3 protein-coding genes are annotated in these 2,495 nt (G+C 44.4%); 2 read left to right on the forward strand and 1 reads right to left on the reverse strand.

Annotation, left to right across the window (positions count from 1 at the left end; all coding sequences use genetic code 11):
- Positions 1–1,611, forward strand: a 1,611-nt coding sequence (locus RMO84_RS01870; protein WP_310486759.1) for a helicase-related protein, incomplete at its 5' end; no start/stop codon positions are given.
- Positions 1,612–1,647: 36 nt separating this feature from the next.
- A complete protein-coding gene (locus RMO84_RS01875) occupies positions 1,648–1,884 on the forward strand; it encodes a type II toxin-antitoxin system PemK/MazF family toxin (RefSeq protein ID WP_310486760.1) in 237 nt (78 codons plus the stop codon).
- Positions 1,885–2,087: 203 nt separating this feature from the next.
- On the opposite strand, the gene RMO84_RS01880 is transcribed toward RMO84_RS01875, so the two are convergent.
- Complete coding sequence (locus RMO84_RS01880; protein ID WP_310486761.1) at positions 2,088–2,438, reverse strand: cupin domain-containing protein; 351 nt, start codon at positions 2,436–2,438, stop codon at positions 2,088–2,090.
- Positions 2,439–2,495: the final 57 nt, after the last annotated feature.

Genomic DNA, 2,495 nt, shown 5'->3' on the forward strand with positions numbered 1-2,495 from the left:
GATCGAGGAGCGCAGCTCATGTCGGTGCTAGAGCGGTTAATTCGGGTGAGTGCTCACGATGTACAACGGGTGGGTTTGAGTGCCACTGTGGGCAATCCTGACACGATTCTGGACTGGTTGCAGGGGACTTCTCAGCGTCCGCGCTGTAAGATCGATCCGCCGAAGGAGCAGCACAAGAAAGAGATTCGGATCTTGATGCAGGATTCTAAGCTGGATATCGCCAATCGATCGAGTATGTTGGCACAGGGCAAAAAGAGTCTATTATTCTGTCAGAGTCGCGCTCTGGCTGAGGAAATCTCTGGGGCGATGCAAAATCGCGGTATCGATGTGTTTATCCATCATAGTTCGGTAGCGTTGGAGGAGCGCACCCTGGCGGAAGAACGGTTTGCCAATGGGCATAATAATTGCATTGTCTGTACTTCGACATTGGAATTGGGGATTGATGTCGGCGATTTGGATGCAGTTTTACAAGCAAATGCACCCGATACGGTTTCGGCATTCTTACAACGATTGGGGCGCACGGGTAGGCGCGGTGGCGGTGCGAATACGACGTTTTTAATCGATAATTCGGCGGCATTATTACAAGCGATCGCGGTGATCGAATTAGCGCGGCGGAATTGGGTAGAATCGATCGTCGTATCCGATCGCAATTGGGCGGTATTAGTCCAACAATTACTCGCCCTGACAATGCAATTTAGTGCGATTTCACCAGGGGATGCTTGGGCACAATTATCAACAATTCCCGATTTCAAAGGGATTAAACGCGCGGAATTCGATCGGTTAATCAAGCACATGCTCAAAAATAATTATCTCTATCTGACTGGCGGATTACTCGCGATCGGATCGGAAACCGAAAAAGCCTTCGGACGGAAGAATTTTATGGCTCTCTATGCCGTATTTAGTTCGCCTCAGCAGTATGATGTTTACACCACCAAGGAACAACCGATCGGTTCTTTGGAGCAGAAATTCATTGATACTTTAACACCCGAAATTAGTTGTTTCCTATTAGGCGGGAGAGCTTGGATCGCGCAATCGATCGATCGAGATAATCGCTCTCTGATCGTCGCACCCGCACCTCAAGGTAAGAAACCCACTTGGGGCGGATTTATTCCCCAATTTTTGGGCTGGGATGTCTGTCAGGAAATTGCCGCTTTATTAAAATCCAAAAAGGATTTAGTTTATCTCGATCCGATCGCCAAATCGGTATTAAACAACGCTCGCGAGGAACGTCGTCAGGAAGTTATCGAAGGGACGATTTGGGAAGAGGAGAAGGTGCAATGGTGGACGTATGCAGGCGGACGCATCAATCGCACGCTCAAATATGGGCTGGAATGTCTGTGGGGTTGGGAAGTCAGAGCGGATAATTTTCAAGTAACGATCTCTGGCGAACATTTAACACCAGCAATGTTCGAGAGTGCGATCTCAGAAGTTACTAAGCCGGAGTTTTGGCAAGCCAAGAATACTCAGGAATATCTATTAGCAAATTTACCTAATTATCGGTTTAGTAAGTTTCAGCAAGTTTTACCCGATCGATATGCTTTGGAAATGGTGCAGGGGTATTTATTAGATATTGAGGGGATTAGTAAATTGAGCAAAATTCGATCGGCATAAGTTACGATGTAAATACAAGGTTTATACACGCTCGTATTGGGTATATGTGAGTATAGTGATAAAAGTTTGTTAGCGTTATTTTGTCCGATTACCAGTCAGCAAAAAGGTTGTCCGTTTGAAGTCTTGCTACCAGAAGAATTACAGACTCATGGGGTAATTTTAGTAGACCAAATTAGGTCGCTAGATTGGAGAGTGCGACAAATAAAGTTTGTAGAAACCGTTTCGCCAGAAGTAATTGCCGAGGTTCAGGCGAAGATCGCACCAATCTATTAACGAAACGATCGATCTGCATTGGAGATGCTGAAGGGATGTTCATTAGATATTGATGGTATTAGTAAGCTAATGTGAAAGATTTACTTCTTAACGACTTCATACAGCATCATTAGAAACCTAAAGAAAAACTATCACTCGATCGAATTTGAATTTCTAATTTTTTATATTTACAACGATGTCAGGTTTTTGTTAGCATTATAGTCTTACAATGACGCTGCTTCTACTCGATCGCCATGAGCTTTTGGCATTGATATTGCTAGGAATGTTACTTCTGAACTCGATTCATTCCAGAATTGATGAGCGACACCAGGCGGTATTTCGATTCCTTGATTAGCTCGTAAACTATGTCTGACTCCCTCAACTTCGATTGTGGCTTCCCCAGTTAAAATGTAGAAAAATTGGCGCGAATGAACGTGGTAATGAAGTTGTTCGTTGGCACCTGGGGGAACCCGTTCGGTAATGATACTGATATCGTCGCGTTTCAACAGATGCCAGCCATCACAACCAGCTCCCCATAAGTAATGTTCTGAGTTGGATCGATCGACAATTTGCATCTTAGTTCAGAAGTTAAAAGTGAGTCTAGATCTGGGAATTATAAGTATACAGATATA

The sequence above is a fragment of the Chamaesiphon sp. VAR_69_metabat_338 genome, from assembly GCF_031423935.1.
Taxonomy (GTDB): Bacteria; Cyanobacteriota; Cyanobacteriia; order Cyanobacteriales; family Chamaesiphonaceae; genus Chamaesiphon.